The sequence below is a fragment of the Streptosporangium sp. NPDC000239 genome (genome assembly GCF_040300765.1).
Lineage (GTDB): Bacteria > Actinomycetota > Actinomycetes > Streptosporangiales > Streptosporangiaceae > Streptosporangium.
On sequence record NZ_JBEPEI010000038.1, the window covers coordinates 25,266 to 40,604 of the forward strand.

A 15,339-nucleotide genomic window follows, 5' to 3' on the forward strand; every position below is an offset into this window, starting at 1 on the left:
GTCTCCGAAACTCCCGGCCGGTCATCCCCGTACCGAAGGAACATCTGATGCCCCGCTTCGACGACCAGACCGTGCTCGTGACCGGTGGGACCGGCGGCCAGGGCTCGAGCCACGTACGCGCTTTTCACGCGGAGGGAGCAAACGTGGTGATCGGCGACATCGACGCCGAACGCGGCACCGCTCTCGCCGACGAGCTCGGGACCCGCGCTCGCTTCACCCGCCTCGATGTCACCGACGGGAGCTCATGGTCCGACGCTGTGCTAGCCGCCGAGAGCGCCTTCGGCGCCCTGAACGTGCTCGTCAACAACGCGGGCGTGCAGAACCCGCCGGCAACGATCGAAGACACGGAGCAGGCCACGTGGTCGCGCATCCTCGACACCAACCTCACAGGGACCTTCCTCGGCATCAAGGTCGCCGCCCCCGCTCTGCGCCGCGCGGCAGGGGGAGCCATCGTCAACATCGCCTCGACCATGGCCCTGGGCGGCACGGCGCACTACGCACCGTACGTCGCCAGCAAGTGGGCCGTACGAGGCCTCACCCGAACGGCAGCACTCGAACTCGGCCGCGACCACATCCGGGTGAACACCATCCACCCCGGTGTGATCGCGACCTCCTTCATCCACGAACCAGCGGCCGGCGCCACCGCGGCGATCGCCGACTTCTACTCACCCGAGCCGTTCGCCGTCCCCCGGCTCGGAGAGCCGACCGACGTCACCCGGCTCCTCCTGTTCCTCACGTCATCGGACGCGTCGTTCATCACAGGGTCGGAGTACGTCATCGACGGTGGACTCCTCCTCGGCCCCGCCCTTCAGACCGAGACCGCATGAGCACTCCAGACACGACCGGGTCGAACGACTCCGCACGGGACGCGTCTTTATCCCACCTGCCCGACCACGTCCGGCGAGCCATCGAGATCACCCCCGCCGCGGGCACCAGAGAACGGATCATCGACATCACGACGCTGGGGCGACGCACCGGCCGGCCACACCGCATCGAGATCTTCTTCTACCGGGCTGCGGGCGCAACCTACCTGTGCAGCGGCGCGGGCGGGGCCGCGACCGACTGGCATGCGAACCTTCTCGCCAATCCCAACTTCACCTTCCACCTCAAAAACGGGACCCGTGCGGACCTGCCCGCACGAGCCATGCCGGTCACCGACCCAGCTGAACGTCAGACCGTGCTGACCGAGATCGTCGCGGATCTCAATCAACCCCACGACCCCGGCACCATCCGGCCGACACGACTCGAAGACTGGGCCGACAGCCGACTGATGCGTATCAGCTTCCGCCAGCGGCCGTGATCGCGGACTCCTCGACACGTGACCTGTTCCCAGGGACTGGGGTGTAGTCGCGGCTAGGTGTACTGACCTGAGAGGTCAGGTACGCGACTGGCGGGTGGGCGGCCCTTGTCACCGAACTGACCTCTGAAACGGGCCAACGCCCTGGCCGCTCGTCCACACTCAGGGGCGCGCCGTTCGCGCTGATTTGATCGTTGCGGCGCACGCCGATGCTCGCGGTGTGCAGATTGTTCCCGCCAGCGGCCGCGAGCCCATCCAGATCGTCTCCCGCGCCCATGGCCAGCCCGACCTGCCCCAGGGGTTCGCCATCGCACTGCTGGCGAAGATCAACCATCTCATGACGACTTCCCCTCAGGGCCACACCATTCATGCGGCCTGCCAGGAGGCGACCGGGTGGCAGTGGCAGGTCCAGACCCTGTGACCCGCTCATGAAACGGGTACCCAGGGACGCCGCCCGGCGGCATCGGAGACTACTGCCGGGGCGGGGCCGTGGGGCTGCCGGTGCGCGCCCTCGCTTAGTCGGTGACGGCGGGCCGCCGTAGTCGGGCACGCTGGGTTGCGTGCTGATCACCCTTGACGCGAACGCCGACCGGTCCAACGTGCTGGCGGCTCTGCGTCACGTGCACACGGCCGCCGTCAACCTCGCGCACAGCCCGTCCTCAGTCGCCGAGCTGCACGGGCAGTACCTGTCGTGGGTGACCGAGGCCCGTAGCCAGCCGCGCGGGCAGCTCAGCCGGGACGACATTGACTGGCTGACGCTCAGCCCGCACTTCAGCGCCCTGCTGACCCTGCAGACCGGGTCGCGCAGCGCCTCTCAGGTCACCAGGCCCCGGCGGTAGGCGTAGACCACCGCCTGCACGCGATCGCGCAGATCGAGCTTGGTGAGAATGCGCGACACGTACGTCTTGACGGTCTCCTGGCTGATCACCAGCGCGGCGGCGATCTCGCCGTTGGACAGGCCATCGGCGATCAAGCGCAGTACCTCCAGCTCACGCGGAGTCAACGGGACATCGTTCTCCGTTCCTCTGACGGGACGGATGCGCGCCGCGTACCTGCCGACGAGCTGCCGCGTCACCTCCGGCGCCAACAGGGCCGCACCCGTCGCGACGGTGCGGATACCGTGCAGCAACTGCGCCGGCGGCGCGTCCTTCAGCAGGAACCCGCTTGCCCCGGCCCGCAACGCCTCATAGACGTACTCGTCCAGGTTGAACGTCGTCACCACGAGCACCTTGACGGGGTCGGCCACCCCGGCGCCGGCCAGCCTGCGAGTCGCCTCGATGCCGTCCAGCACCGGCATCCGCACGTCCATCACCACGATGTCCGGACGCAGCCGCCGGGCCAGATCGACCCCGGTACGGCCGTCGCCGCACTCGCCCACCACCTCAAGGTCGGGCTGAGCATCGATGATCGTCGCGAAACCGGTGCGGATCAGCGCCTGGTCGTCGCAGACCAGCACGCGAAGCGGCGCCGTCACGACGGGCGTCCCGCCGGGATGCGGGCCCGCACCACGAAGCCGCCACCCGTCCGCCGGCCCGCGCTGAACTCACCGCCCAAGGCGTTGACCCGCTCGCGGAGCCCGGCCAGCCCTCGCCCGCTACCACCGGGGGAACCGGTCCGCGAACCCGAACCGTCGGTGCTCACCTCCACGCCGATCTCCTTCTCCCCGTAGTGCACCGCAACCACGGTACGGCTGCCGTAGGCGTATTTGAGCGCGTTCGTCAGGGCCTCCTGCACGACCCTGTAGGCCACGAACTCGGCACTGCCCGCCGATTCCGCCGCGCTGCCCTCCTCGGTGAACTCCACCGGCTGCCCGGCCTGACGGGTCTGCTCCACGAGCGTGCCCAGCTCACCCGCGGAAGGCACCCCGGCCTCACTGTCATGATCGGCCTTGAGCAGGTCGAGCATGTGGCGCAGATCGGAGATGGCCCGCCGACCGGTGTCGGTGACGGTACCCAGCGCCGCGTCAAGGCGGTCGGGAGCCGCGGTCAGATAACGCGCGGCCTCGGCCTGCACGACCATCGCCGTCACATGGTGTGTCACCACGTCATGGAGCTCGCGGGCGATCCGCGTACGCTCGGCGGCACGGGTGGCCTCGGCGGCATGGCGACGGCGTTCGGCCTCGGCCGCGCGAGACGAGCGCAACCACGCCCCCGTGCCCCACGCCAGGGTCAGCGCCAGGTAGAACGCCACATAACCCTCCACCCTCTCGGTCCCGCCCAACCGGTCCAGCGCCAGCGCCAGCGCGACATACGCCATGGACAGCACGACCACCGTGACGCGCCGGTACCGCTCCAGGTGCGCGCCCGCACTGATGAGCGCGATGGGCATCGCGTTGCTCGCGAACACGTGGTAGGCGCGTACCTGGTCGAGGACGAAACCAAGCGACACCAGAACCAGGCACATCGCCGGCCACCGTCGACGCACGGCGAGCGCAAGGCACTGCAGGGCGATCGCCACCAAGGCCAGCCCGTCGAAAGGGCCCATCGGCAGGTCACCGACCTGCGTCCCCTTGCCGTGCAGGGCCGGTAGTAGCGACGCGACGGCGACCAGCAGCCCGAACACCGAATCCCGGATCACGACGTCACACCGCCGCCACAGCTCCATGATCCGCCGCAGATCGATCACCGTGCGAGCGTAGCGTCCGCGCCGCGCCGGAACGGGACCACGTTTCCGCGCCGACGGGCCAGTCGCATGAACACGACCGTCAGCAGCAGGCCGGCCACCACCGCGAACAGGCTCGCCTCCGGACCGAACGCACCGCCCGTCAGCGCAGCGGGACCCGACGTCACACCACGCAGCAACCCCTGCGCCACGCCGCCGCCCGACACCTCGGCGCCGAAGATGCCGGCCACCGCGAAGTTCCAACCGAAGTGCACACCGATCGGCACCCACAGAGTGCGCGTGGCGGCGTAGGCCGCGGCGAGCATGCTGCCCGCCTCGATCGCGATGGCGATCGCACCCCACAGGCTGGCATGCGGGTTCAACAGGTGCGACAGGCCGAACAGCAGACTGGTCGGCACCAGCGCCAGCCACGTACCGACGCGTTCTTCGACGATCCTGAACAGGATGCCGCGAAACAACAGCTCCTCGTTCACCGCGACGGCGGCCATGACGCCCAGCAGCCCGACCGCAGCCGCCGGTGAACCCAGACCGTCGATCCGGTAGCCGCCCACGACGGCGATGCTCACGATGACTGCCGCGAACAGCGCGACACCGATCAGCGCCCCCTTCGCGACGGTGCCGGCGGCTCCCTGCGTCGCCACCTCAGCCGGTGTGCGGCCCTCGGACCACCGCACCGTCCGCGCGTAGACGAACACGGCGAGTGCGGCCATCGCAACGCCGAAGAGCAGGGTGAGAAGTGGACTGCCCTGCACCACGCCCATGATCGCATTACCGCCGAAGGCGACCACCGCGACCGGCACGAACTGTTTCAACAACCGCATGACGACTCCCTCACGTGCGGGTCACACGGCGGGGCTCCGCCGCTACACCGGGAAACGCTAGGCATCCGGCGCGCCGGGATCGTCCCCATCAGGTGGACAATCACCAGTAGCTCGCATGGGGGACAACAACGCCCCTCGGCGGCCTCCGACGCCGCCGCAGACGGCGCGCCTCCCCAGCGGATCCCGCGCCACACGGCAGGGAGCGGCGACTGCGGCCTTCCCCCGGCGCCATCGGGAGCACCGTTCGGCGTGGTGAGCGCGGATCAGGTCGGCCAGGCGGACAAGAGCGCGGTTGGACAGCGCGATCGCGGCGGGGTAGACAGCGACGAGGCTCCGGTTGGGGTGTCGGATCTGGGGCGGCTGCTGTCTTGCCGGGGGACTCGTCTCCCCCAATTCCCTGCACCCGCGCTGACCGGCACCGTCAGGTTGAAAAAGGCCCAAGAAGCCAGTTGACCTCAAGGGTTATCAGCCGGTACGGCACCTCAGGTGTCTCCTCCCTACAGGAGGTGTCGTTAAAACTCGTGTCACCGAGTTCCACGGCACTCCGAAGCTCAGCAGGGGTGGCCGGCCGGTCATCGCGATGGGCGCCGGGGGTTCTACTCGCTGAACTCGGTCACGGAATACGCCTTGTCCAGCCGACCGGCGGCCAGGTCGTCGTAGCGGGTCACAAAACTCCCGGAATAAAACTCATCGGCCACGGGAAAACAGGCGAGCGACATCCACTCACTTGTCAGCCGGTGTTTCTCCTCTTCCACATGGGAATACCATTTCCCCATCGGGATGACGATCTCGCCGGCCTTCTCACGCCCCGCGAGGGTCTGCTCCGCGATGCTCGTGATCACCTCGTCGTCGACATACCCGCCGATATAGGTGCTGGCGAGCCCTTCGTCGGGCGGCCAGAGGTCGTAGGCCACAGAGCGGAGTTCGTCCAGGTGCGGCATGTCATGTTCCAGGTCACGGGCCAGCTGCCGCTGGAAGGGTGACAGGTCCTCCTCGTCCTCGTCGTGTGGTGGGAACCAGTCGGGCAGCTCTGCCAGGAGTGTGGCGCTGAGGTCGTACTGTTTGCCGACGAACTCGGAGTCGGGTGATTCTGCGACCGCGGTACCGGTGCCGACCGGTACGTACACGACGCACGCGTACCCCCGATCTCCTTCCACCCTGCCGGCCCCGTAGTCGTTCTCATGGTCGAGGAAGAACAGCAGCGAGCCGTCTGCCGGTAGGCCGGAGCCGTCGACCTTCGGCAGCTTCGCGCAGTCGACGGAGAAGACGAACGGCAACCGGTTGCCCCGGTGGGACGGCCGGTCCCGGCCCACCGGCAGTCGGGGCGATCCGCCGAACCGCCCGACCGGAACACCGCCGGAGCCTCCGCACAACCCGATCGACAACCGGAGGTGCTTGATGAATCTGCTGATCTCGTCCTCTGGGACGTTCAAGGCGAGCGCTGCACGACGAAACCGCCCCTGATAATCCATGGCGCAGCATGATGCCATGAAGGTGACGACGAGAGGGAAAATCCGGCGATCAGCCGGCCTACGGTCCCCACGCCGTTGTCTCACTTGTCCCTCGTGCGAGCTACACGGAATGTCCACCACGGGGTGATTCGGGGCGGGGTCCTGCGTTCCTACCTTTCTCATCAGCGGCCGACAACCACGGTCGACCGCGAAACCGGATCGCGGCCATCGGTAGTTCGGAGGACAGCGCCATGGGAGACACCGTCCGCGCCCCCGATGTGTTGTTTATGCCCGGCCGATACCGGGCTGCCGCCAAAAATCGACCCTCCTCGGAGGCGCCTCTCAGAATGCTTGACATGTCAACGCCCTGGCCAGAGGAAACTCCGCAGCGACGGTAATCATCTGCGGCTCTACCGGGCGGCGCCTATGGGCGACGGTCTCATCCACCCCTGATGCACGGAGGAATCCTCATGACATCAAATTTCCCGGCCCCTGGCTCGGATCGGCGTCACCGGAGGAAAGGTAGCTCTACCCAAAACCTTTACCGGCGTTTCGCAGTCAGACAGAACATGATGAAAACGATGATCGGGGCCTCGCTCCTCGCCGGCTCGCTGCTGGTCTCCGGCGCCACCGCGGCGAACGCCCAGGCCAAGCCGACGCTGGGCCCCTACGGTTATGGCGCCGTCAAGCTCGGCATGACCGTCAAGCAGGCCAAGGCGACGAGGAAGGTCGTCAAGAAGACGCCGGGCGCCCCGAGCAACGACGGCTGCTCCGGCTGGGACCTGAAGCAGTTCCCGACCCCCAAGGACTCGGTTGGCGTCTATATCTCGTCGAAGGTGGGACTGGCCGCCATCTTCGCCGCGAAGGGCATGACAACCCCGGAAGGCATCAAGATCGGCTCCACCGCCAAGCAGTTGAAGGCGGCCTACCCGCACATCGAGAAAACCTTCCAGGGCTTCTACTCGATCACGGTCCCCGGCAACAAGAAGGCCTACTACTTGTTCGACATCACGCGCGGCAAGGTCGCCGATTACAGTATCTCGCTCAGCAAGCAGGACTGTTTCAATTAGCGGGAACGGCACTTTCGCGATACCGCCGAAACTGGAAGCGGGCTTGGAGTGGCGGCGGCAACACCGGCAGCCGTGCTGAGGGTTTCGGCATGAAGGTCGTCATGCCGCAGGAAGCGGTCACGATCTGGCCGCTTCCCCTGCCGTTGTCGTCACGGTGGGAGAATGAGAACACCCGCTCGTTCGCGTTCACGGGCTCGCGTCAGGTCGGAGAGAGGAACCGCGTGGCCGCTTCCATCGATCTGGACTACCCGTTCACCGGCCGTTGGCTGGTCCAGAACAGCCCCGCCAACCGGGTGCCCAGCCACGGGACAACTCTGTTCGCCACGTCCTACGCGATCGACTTCGTGCCCGTCGGCGGCACCGGGCGCACGGCACCGATCACGTTCGGCTCTCTCGTACGCCCGGAACCGCCCGAGAGGTTCCCCGGCTTCGGACGCCCGATCCTGGCACCCGTCGCGGGTGTCGTCCTGGCCGTGCACGACACCGAGCCTGACCACCCGGCGTATCGCGGCCTGCCCTCGATCGGCTACGCCCTGAGCCAGCGCCGGCGAGCCGCCGCAGGCTGGGTGGCACTCGCCGGAAACCATGTGCTGATCGAGCACGCGGACGTCGTGGTCGCCCTCTGCCACCTCCGACACGGCGGCGTCGAGGTCCGGCCCGGGCAACGAGTGCACGTCGGCGACGTGCTCGGCCGCTGCGGGAACTCCGGCAACAGCACCGAGCCCCACGTCCACGTCCAGGCGATCGACAATCGCGACGTCGAGCACGCCAACGCGGTGCCCGTGACGTTCAGAGGATCACTGCCGCGCGACGGCGAGGTCATCACCGCGCAGGAGCCGCACCGGAACAGCCGGTGAAGTGTCAGCCGTGACCCCTTCGGCGAGGCGCGTTCGAACGGAAAGTCACGACAGCCGCTCCACAGCTCGAATGCTCGTCATGCCCCACCACCCGGCAGGAGGCGCTCAGCGTCGTCTCCTTGAGCCAGGCCACCGCCGGGGGCGTCCCGCATCCGGCAGGTGCCGGTGCGCTCGTTCGACAGGACGGCTCTTGGCTCTGCCGCGCGCGTGGTGGACGCCAGGCGTGAGCGGCGACCGCGTCGCGTCGTCGTGCCGGCCGATCTCCGTGGCCGTCGGGTCGTGCGGGAGGTCGACGGTGATGTCGAGGCCACCGCCGGAGCGGGCGCTGATCGCGATGCGTCCCCGGTGGGCGAGGGTGATCGCGCGGACGATTGTCAGTCCCAGTCCCAGGCCGTCGGTGCGGACTCGGGGATCTTGCCCGTGCACGAACGGTTCCAGTAGCGTCTCCGCCGCCTCGGGCGGGATCTCCCGGCCGGTGTTGGAGATCCGCAGGACGGCACATCCACCCGCGGTGTCCGTGTCGATGGCCAGGTGCCCGCCCGCCTGGTTGTAGCGGATCGCGTTATCGATCAGGTTGCCGATCATTCGTTCCAGCAGGACTGGTTCGCCGGTGACCGGTGCCAGCCGGAGCCGGGGCCGTACTGTGACGTCGGCGACCGCCGCTCGCGCTTGGGCGGCGTCGAGGGCCGTGGCCGCGATGGCGGCGAGGTCGGCTGGTTGCCGCGCTGTAAGACCGGCCTGGCTGCGTGCCAGGAGAAGCAGCCCGTCCAGGACGCGCTGCATGTGTGTGACGGCGTCGCGGACGTCGCCGGCCATGGTGAGCAGCTCGTCACGGCCGGGGTGGCCGTCCAGGGTGACGTCGATGGCGGTGCGGGCTGTGGTCAGCGGGGTGCGCAGCTCGTGGGCGGCGTTGGCGGTGAACAGCCGCTGGCTGTCCAGGATCTGGTCTCGCTCGGCGACGCCGCGCTGGATGCGGTCCAGCATGTCGTTGACCGTGCAGGCCAGCGCCGACAATTCGTCGGCCGGGGCGGTGACCGGGACCCGCTCGGTGAGGTTCTCGGCCGACAGCCGCCGGGCGGCGACGGAGATGACGCGGATCGGTCGCAGTACCCGGCCGGCCACCAGCCAGCTCAGTACGGCGGCCAGGGCGGTCACCGTGACGAGCGCCAGGCCGGCCTGGGGCAGGAGCGCGGCCAGAGTGTCGGCCTGTACCTGGTCGGCGAGATAGAGCAGGTCCTGCGGCTGTGGCCACAGCGGCACCGGCTGGAACACGCCCCGCGGGTTGGGCCCGGGCGAGACCAGTCGGGTGAAGAACGCCGGGCGCCGCCTCGTCAACAGGTAGGTCAGTCCGGTCAGCGCGGCCCCCGCGGCCAGCACGAGGGCGGTCTGCAAGATGGCGAGCCGGGCCCGGGCGGTCAGCCTCACGGGCCGATCCGGTAACCGGCGCCGATGACGGTCTCGATCAACGGCGGGTCGCCGAGCTTGCGGCGCAGCGTGCCGACGGTGATCCGGACCGCGTTGGTGAACGGGTCGGCGTGCTCGTCCCACACCCTCTCCAGCAGCGTCTCCGCGCTGATCACGTCACCGTCGGCGGCCAGCAGCTGCTCCAGCACGCCGAACTCCTTGGGGGTCAGGCGCAGCAGCCTGCCGTCCCGCTCGGCGCTGCGCCGGGCCGGATCCAGGCTCACCCCGCCGATGCGCAGCACCGGCGGACGGGCCGGTGCGCTGCGCCGTACCAGGGCGTGAACCCGGGCGACCAGCTCGGAGAAGGCGAACGGCTTGCCGAGATAGTCGTCCGCTCCCAGCATCAGTCCGCCGACCCGGTCCTCCACGGCGTCGGAGGCGGTCAGCATCAGCACCCGCGACTCGCCTCGCTGGGCGAGCCGACGGCAGACGGAGTCGCCGTGCACGATGGGCAGGTCCCGGTCCAGGACCACCACCTCGTACGGAGTGAGCTCGCACTTGTCCAGCGCGCTGCGGCCGTCCAGGGCCACGTCGACGGTGAAGCCGTGCTTGCGCAACCCCGCCTGGATGTATCCGGCGAGGGGCTGCTCGTCTTCGACCAGGAGCACACGCATCCGGGCAGTATCGCAACGCTCGCATATGGACCACGTATGGTCCGCCGATCGCCCGTCGATAGGCGCCGGCCGGTAGATGTGATCCCTCTCAACGTTCCCGCAGAGAGGATCACGACGAGATGAGCCGTGCAGCGGAGACGCCGAACGTGTCCGGCCCCAACCCTCGAACAGTTCATCCGACGGTTCATTCGACAAGGAGAGCTCCCATGAGACGACGAGTCCTCAGCGCGCTGGTCACGGCACCGTTCGCGCTCACCCTGCTTCTGGCCGGCTGCGGCTCGGGCGACGGAGGCGGCGCGGACGTGGCCTCGGTGAACGACGGCGCCGGTGCCAGGGCCGCGGACAGCGCCCCGCCCAGCGCGGACCCGCGGGAGATGGCGTTGAAGTTCGCCCAGTGCATGCGGGAGAACGGCGTCGACATGCCGGACCCCGATTCCAGCGGCAAGATGATGATGAAGTTCGACAAGGACACGCCACAGGGGAAAGTCGAGGCGGCTCAGGAAGCGTGCAGGCGGTACGCCCCCAGCGGCCGGCAGGTCCGCAATGACCCCAAGGCGACCGAGAACCTGCGCAGGCTCGCCCAGTGCATGCGCGACAACGGCGTCGAGGCCTATCCCGACCCCGAGGGCGGCATGATGCGCATCACCCGGGAGGTCGGCGAGGACCCCGACTTCAAGGCCGCGGAGGAGAAGTGCAAGCAGGAGTCGGCTGACGCCGGCCCGGGAGGTTCTTGATGGCGACGGCCACCGTCGACGGCAGGACGGAGCCGGGGGCCACGCCTCCCAGGCGGCGCCGCCGTGGCAGGGGCAGGCTGGTGGCCGGACTGCTGCTCGCAGCGGCGGCGGGCGGCGGGTTCGTCGCGGTCAACAGCGTCGGCCTGTTCGAGGGCGGCGCCGGTCGCACGCAGTCGGCCGCGGCCCTGCCTCCGGCCACCACGACGGTGACCAGGCAGACCCTGAACGACACCAGGGAGGCCGACGGCGAGCTCGGCTACGGTCCCGTGACCTCGGCCATGGCCCGTCAGGCCGGCACGGTCACCTGGCTGCCCGACAGCGGCGCGACGATCACACGTGGCAAGTCGCTGTACCGCCTGGACGACAAGCCGGTCATGCTTCTGTACGGGAATGTGCCCGCCTACCGGGATCTCAGGATCGGCATGAAGGGCAAGGACGTCGAGAACCTGGAGCGCAACCTCAGCAAGCTTGGCTACGACGGCTTCACGGTGGACGAGGAGTACACCTACGCCACCTATGTGGCCGTCAGGGAGTGGCAGGAGGACCGCGGCCTGGACGAGACCGGCGTGGTCGAGCTGGGCCGGGTCGTCTTCACCCCCGGCAAGGTGCGGGTGGAGAGCCTGGAGTCGGAGGAGGGTCAGCCGGCCCGGCCAGGGCAGCAGGTGCTGACGTACACGGGCACGTCCAAGGTGATCACGGTGCGGTTGGCGGCCGAGGACCAGCCGATGGCCAAGGAGGGCGCCATGGTCGAGGTCACGCTGCCGGACGGCAGGAGTGTGAAGGGCGAGGTCACCGAGGTGGCCACGATCATCGAGCCGGGCGACGGCCAGAACGCTGAGCCGGAGACGCGCGTGGAGGCGCTGGTCTCGATCGGGGCCGCCAGGTCGGCCAGGAGGCTGGACAGGGCGTCGGTGGACGTGACGTTCACGGCGTCGCAGCGCAAGGACGTGCTGACCGTGCCGGTGGCGGCGCTGGTGGCGCTGCGGGAGGGCGGTTTCGGCCTGGAGGTCATCAAGGGCGGAAAGTCCAGCTATATCGCTGTTGAGACGGGGTTGTTTGCCGGCGGTCGGGTCGAGGTGTCCGGAGACGGGCTGAGCGAGGGCATGATCGTGGGGATGCCGAGATGACGTACCCCATGATCGCGCTGACGGACGTGTCCAAGACGTATTCGGGCGGGGTGGCGGCCCTGAAGTCGGTGTCGCTGCGGATCGAGCATGGCGAGTTGGTCGCCATCTCCGGGCCTTCTGGATCGGGCAAGTCGACCATGCTGAATGTCGTCGGGACGCTCGACCAGCCCTCCTCGGGGACCGTCCAGATCGACGGCTACGACGTCTCCAAGCTGTCCGACAACCATCTGTCGGCGCTGCGCGCGACCACGATCGGGTTTGTCTTCCAGTCCTTCCACCTGGCCGCGAGGGTCCCCGCGCTGGACAACGTGGCCGACGGTCTCGTCTACACCGGCCTGACCAGGTCCGAGCGGCGCCACCGCGCGGCGGCGGCGCTCAGGCGGGTGGGGCTGGAGCGCCGCATGGACCACGAGCCGCACGAGCTGTCGGGCGGGGAGCGGCAGCGCGTGGCCATCGCCAGGGCCGTGGCGGGCGATCCGCCGCTGCTCCTGGCCGACGAGCCCACCGGTGCTCTCGACTCCGTCTCGGGCACCGGGGTGATGGAGCTGCTGCACGAGCTGAACGGGGGCGGCACCACCATCGTGATCATCACGCACGACCGTGAGATCGCCGCCGGCCTGCCCCGGCGGGTGAGCATGCGTGACGGCCAGATCGTCTCCGACTCCGCCAGGCAGCCCGAGCCCGTGGAACCAGGGGTGGCGTGATGGCGGTCGTCGAGACGCGGCGGCCCAGACCGGCCCCGGCCCGGATGCGGCCGGGCGACGTGATGCGGGTCGGCGCGGTCGGCCTGCGTACCCGGCCGTTGCGGGTGTTCCTGTCGGCGTTGGGCATCGCCATCGGCATCGCGGCCATGGTCGGCGTGGTCGGGCTCTCGTCCTCCTCGGGCGCCGAGCTCGACCGTCAGCTCTCCGCGCTGGGCACGAACCTGCTCACCGTCTCCGCGGGCTCGACGATCACCGGCGAGGCGGCCCAGATGCCGAAGGGCGCGGAGGCGATGATCGAGCGGATCGGGCCCGTCGAGTCGGCCTCGTCCATCGCGAAGATCACCGAGGCCAAGGTCTACCGCTCGGAGCACATCCCGCAGGCCCAGACCGGCGGGCTCAACACGTACGCGGCCCGCCTCGACCTGCTCGACACGGTGGGCGCGACCCTGCACAGCGGCACCTGGCTGAACGCGGCCACCGAACGTTATCCCGCCGCCGTGATCGGCTCGTCCACCGCCCAACGGCTGGGTATCGGCGCGGCGGGGCCGGACACCCAGGTTGTCGTCGGCGGCATCCGCTTCACGGTCGTCGGCGTCCTGAAGCCCGTGGCGCTGGCCGCGGAGCTGGACAGCGGGGTTCTCGTCGGCTGGCCGGTGGCCGAGGAACGGCTGGGCTTCGACGGGCACCCGACCACGCTCTACACCCGTTCGGAGGAGGCCAAGCTGGAGTCCGTACGCCAGGTGCTGGCGGGCACGGCCAACCCGGAGGCGCCGAACGAGGTGGACATCTCCCGCCCGTCCGACGCGCTGGCCGCCAAGCAGGCAACCAGCCAGGCGTTCACCGGCCTTCTCCTGGGGGTGGGCGCGGTGGCGCTGCTCGTGGGCGGGGTCGGGGTGGCCAACACGATGGTCATCTCGGTGCTGGAACGCCGCGCCGAGATCGGGCTGCGCCGCTCGCTGGGGGCCACCAGGGGGCAGATCAGGACGCAGTTCCTGGTCGAGTCCCTGCTGCTGTCGGCGCTGGGCGGCGCCGGCGGCACCCTGCTGGGGACAGGGGTGACGACGGGGTACGCGCTCTACAGCGGCTGGCCCTCGGTCGTGCCGGCCTGGGCCACGGTCGGCGGCCTCACCGCGACCCTCCTCATCGGCGCAGTCGCCGGACTCTACCCGGCCGTCCGCGCCTCCCGCCTGTCCCCGACGGAGGCCCTGTCCACGCCGTAGACGGGGGTCGAGCGGTCACCGAACGGCCAGTGGCGTCGACGAGCCGCCCGGGCTCGGGTCACCGCCACTGGCCGTTCTGACGCGGGCGAGGGCGACGGCTTCGGCACCGATCGTGGTCGTGTCGCCGTGACCGGTGTACACGACCGTGTCGGGTGGCAGGGTCATCAGTCTGGTCCGGATCGACTCGACGATCGTGTCGTAGGAGGAGAACGACCGTCCGGTCGCTCCCGGACCGCCCCTGAACAGGGTGTCGCCGGTGAATACCACCCCTTCGGCGGCCGCGTACAGACACACCGCACCGGGCGTGTGCCCCGGTGTGTGCAGGATCTCAAGCTCGATCCCGCCGACCGTGATCGTCTCACCGTCCTCCAGCGGCAGGTACGGCAGGCCGTCCGTGTGGTGCCGCCTCCACAGCACGTCGTCGGCGGGGTGGAGCCGGATGGGCGCGCCGAGCGGGGCGGCGGCGTTGATGTGGTCGTTGTGGGCGTGTGTGCACACGACCGCCTCGATCCGGCGATCACCGACCGCCTCCAGGATGGCTCCGGCGTCGTGCGCCGCGTCGATGACGACCACCTCGGTGTCGTCGCCGACGATCCACACGTTGTTGTCCACCTCCCAGGTACCCCCGTCGAGCGAGAACGTTCCCGAGGTGATCACGCGCTCGATCACAGGACCACCACCGAGCGCAGCACCTCGCCGCGGTGCATCTTGGCGAAGGCCTCCTCGACGTCGCCGAGGCCGATCGTCTCGGAGACGAAGCCGTCCAGGTTCAGCCGTCCCTGGAGGTGGAGGTCGATGAGCATGGGGAAGTCACGGCTGGGCAGGCAGTCGCCGTACCAGGAGGACTTCAGCGCCCCGCCCCTGCCGAAGACGTCGAGCAGCGGCAGCTCGATCGTCATCTCCGGGGTCGGGACGCCCACGAGGACCACGGTCCCGGCCAGGTCGCGGGCGTGGAACGCCTGCACGTAGGTCTCGGGACGGCCGACCGCCTCGATGACGACGTCGGCGCCGAATCCTCCGGTGAGGTCGCGGACGGCCTCGACCGGGTCGCTCTCGCGGGAGTCGACGGTGTGGGTGGCGCCGAACGAGCGGGCCCACTCCAGCTTCCTGTCGTCCACGTCCACCGCGATGATCTTCGCCGCGCCTGCGAGCGAGGCTCCCAGGATCGCGGCGCCGCCCACTCCCCCGCAGCCGATGACGGCCACGCTGTCGCCCCTGGTCACACCGCCGGTGTTGATCGCGGCGCCGATGCCCGCCATCACGCCGCAGCCGAGCAGCCCGGCGGCCGTCGCCGGGGCCGCCGGGTCGACCTTGGTGCACTGCCCGGCGGCGACCAGGGTCTTCTCGGCGAAGGCGCC

The 15,339-nt window shown here is 69.4% G+C and carries 18 protein-coding genes; 10 read left to right on the forward strand and 8 right to left on the reverse strand.

Annotation, left to right across the window (positions count from 1 at the left end):
* Positions 1-47 precede the first annotated feature (47 nt).
* The 4 genes from ABT340_RS42205 to ABT340_RS42220 all read left to right on the forward strand — a co-directional run bounded on the left by ABT340_RS42205 (position 48) and on the right by ABT340_RS42220 (position 2,136).
* Positions 48-827, forward strand: coding sequence for an SDR family oxidoreductase (locus ABT340_RS42205; protein WP_352016582.1), 780 nt, complete (start codon positions 48-50; stop codon positions 825-827).
* Positions 824-1,300, forward strand: coding sequence for a nitroreductase/quinone reductase family protein (locus ABT340_RS42210; RefSeq protein WP_352016583.1), 477 nt, complete (start codon positions 824-826; stop codon positions 1,298-1,300). The genes ABT340_RS42205 and ABT340_RS42210 overlap by 4 nt, the downstream gene beginning before the upstream one ends.
* A 217-nt stretch (positions 1,301-1,517) precedes the next feature.
* A complete protein-coding gene (locus ABT340_RS42215; protein ID WP_352016584.1) occupies positions 1,518-1,718 on the forward strand; it encodes a hypothetical protein in 201 nt (66 codons plus the stop codon).
* 139 nt (positions 1,719-1,857) lie between these two features.
* On the forward strand, positions 1,858-2,136 hold the full coding sequence (locus tag ABT340_RS42220) for a hypothetical protein (protein WP_352016585.1): 279 nt from the start codon (positions 1,858-1,860) through the stop codon (positions 2,134-2,136).
* Here the strand turns inward: ABT340_RS42220 and ABT340_RS42225 are convergent.
* The 4 genes from ABT340_RS42225 to ABT340_RS42240 form a co-directional block, all read right to left on the reverse strand.
* The gene (locus tag ABT340_RS42225) at positions 2,112-2,771 is read right to left on the reverse strand and encodes a response regulator (RefSeq protein ID WP_352016586.1); all 660 of its coding nucleotides are present in this window, start codon (positions 2,769-2,771) and stop codon (positions 2,112-2,114) included. The genes ABT340_RS42220 and ABT340_RS42225 overlap by 25 nt on opposite strands.
* A complete protein-coding gene (locus ABT340_RS42230) occupies positions 2,768-3,922 on the reverse strand; it encodes a sensor histidine kinase (RefSeq protein ID WP_352016587.1) in 1,155 nt (384 codons plus the stop codon). Before ABT340_RS42230 ends, ABT340_RS42225 begins: the two co-directional genes overlap by 4 nt.
* Positions 3,919-4,740 carry a CPBP family intramembrane glutamic endopeptidase gene (locus ABT340_RS42235; protein WP_352016588.1) on the reverse strand — a complete coding sequence of 274 codons (822 nt, stop codon included), beginning with the start codon at positions 4,738-4,740 and terminating at the stop codon, positions 3,919-3,921. The genes ABT340_RS42230 and ABT340_RS42235 overlap by 4 nt, the downstream gene beginning before the upstream one ends.
* 596 nt (positions 4,741-5,336) lie before the next feature.
* Positions 5,337-6,212 (reverse strand): DUF1963 domain-containing protein, encoded by an 876-nt coding sequence (locus ABT340_RS42240; RefSeq protein WP_352016589.1) that lies wholly within the window; start codon positions 6,210-6,212, stop codon positions 5,337-5,339.
* 560 nt (positions 6,213-6,772) lie between these two features.
* Between ABT340_RS42240 and ABT340_RS42245 the strand changes: the two genes are divergently transcribed.
* Positions 6,773-7,261 (forward strand): hypothetical protein, encoded by a 489-nt coding sequence (locus tag ABT340_RS42245; RefSeq protein WP_352016590.1) that lies wholly within the window; start codon positions 6,773-6,775, stop codon positions 7,259-7,261.
* A 221-nt stretch (positions 7,262-7,482) separates the two neighbouring features.
* On the forward strand, positions 7,483-8,118 hold the full coding sequence (locus ABT340_RS42250; RefSeq protein WP_352016591.1) for a M23 family metallopeptidase: 636 nt from the start codon (positions 7,483-7,485) through the stop codon (positions 8,116-8,118).
* Between the two features lie 105 nt (positions 8,119-8,223).
* Here the strand turns inward: ABT340_RS42250 and ABT340_RS42255 are convergent, their stop codons facing one another.
* Together ABT340_RS42255 and ABT340_RS42260 are read right to left on the reverse strand one after the other, a co-directional pair.
* Positions 8,224-9,543: a sensor histidine kinase gene (locus ABT340_RS42255; protein ID WP_352016592.1), complete on the reverse strand. Its 1,320-nt coding sequence runs from the start codon at positions 9,541-9,543 to the stop codon at positions 8,224-8,226.
* The gene (locus tag ABT340_RS42260) at positions 9,540-10,196 is read right to left on the reverse strand and encodes a response regulator transcription factor (RefSeq protein WP_352016593.1); all 657 of its coding nucleotides are present in this window, start codon (positions 10,194-10,196) and stop codon (positions 9,540-9,542) included. Before ABT340_RS42260 ends, ABT340_RS42255 begins: the two co-directional genes overlap by 4 nt.
* Before the next feature lie 206 nt (positions 10,197-10,402).
* On the opposite strand from ABT340_RS42260, the gene ABT340_RS42265 reads away from it, so the two are divergent.
* The 4 genes from ABT340_RS42265 to ABT340_RS42280 are packed head-to-tail and all read left to right on the forward strand — an operon-like array spanning position 10,403 to position 13,981.
* Positions 10,403-10,930 (forward strand): hypothetical protein, encoded by a 528-nt coding sequence (locus tag ABT340_RS42265; RefSeq protein WP_352016594.1) that lies wholly within the window; start codon positions 10,403-10,405, stop codon positions 10,928-10,930.
* Positions 10,930-12,057: a peptidoglycan-binding protein gene (locus ABT340_RS42270; protein ID WP_352016595.1), complete on the forward strand. Its 1,128-nt coding sequence runs from the start codon at positions 10,930-10,932 to the stop codon at positions 12,055-12,057. The genes ABT340_RS42265 and ABT340_RS42270 overlap by 1 nt, the downstream gene beginning before the upstream one ends.
* Complete coding sequence (locus tag ABT340_RS42275) at positions 12,054-12,761, forward strand: ABC transporter ATP-binding protein (protein WP_352016596.1); 708 nt, start codon at positions 12,054-12,056, stop codon at positions 12,759-12,761. The genes ABT340_RS42270 and ABT340_RS42275 overlap by 4 nt, the downstream gene beginning before the upstream one ends.
* Complete coding sequence (locus ABT340_RS42280; protein WP_352016597.1) at positions 12,761-13,981, forward strand: ABC transporter permease; 1,221 nt, start codon at positions 12,761-12,763, stop codon at positions 13,979-13,981. Before ABT340_RS42275 ends, ABT340_RS42280 begins: the two co-directional genes overlap by 1 nt.
* Positions 13,982-13,996: 15 nt before the next feature.
* Here the strand turns inward: ABT340_RS42280 and ABT340_RS42285 are convergent, their stop codons facing one another.
* Positions 13,997-14,650 carry an MBL fold metallo-hydrolase gene (locus tag ABT340_RS42285; RefSeq protein WP_352016598.1) on the reverse strand — a complete coding sequence of 218 codons (654 nt, stop codon included), beginning with the start codon at positions 14,648-14,650 and terminating at the stop codon, positions 13,997-13,999.
* Positions 14,647-15,339 (reverse strand): zinc-binding dehydrogenase (locus tag ABT340_RS42290; RefSeq protein WP_352016599.1); only part of this gene is annotated, 693 nt, incomplete at its 5' end. The genes ABT340_RS42290 and ABT340_RS42285, both read right to left, overlap by 4 nt.